The 254-nt window shown below is 48.4% G+C and carries 1 protein-coding gene; it reads left to right on the forward strand.

Annotated elements, in window-relative coordinates; translation table 11 throughout:
• Positions 1-254 (forward strand): cytochrome ubiquinol oxidase subunit I (locus AAEZ05_RS29380; protein ID WP_350650143.1); only part of this gene is annotated, 254 nt, incomplete at both ends.

The raw sequence follows: 254 nt of genomic DNA on the forward strand, positions 1-254 counted from the left end.
TGGTTCCACCGTGCGTGGATGATGATGACGCCGCTTGGTTTTATCGCGATACTCGCCGGTTGGTTTGTGACCGAAACTGGTCGTCAGCCATGGACAGTATATGGGGTGATTCGTACTGCTGAGAGCATGTCACCGGTTGCAGCACAGCAAGTCGCAACGACACTTATAGGATTTATTGTGCTGTACGTCTTTGTATTTGGTGCAGGCAGTTTTTATATCTTACGCCTGATTGCTAAAGGTCCACAACCTTATGA

Origin of the sequence: Pseudomonas sp. HY13-MNA-CIBAN-0226 (genome assembly GCF_040310305.1) — a bacterium.
Classification (GTDB): domain Bacteria; phylum Pseudomonadota; class Gammaproteobacteria; order Pseudomonadales; family Pseudomonadaceae; genus Aquipseudomonas; species Aquipseudomonas gregormendelii.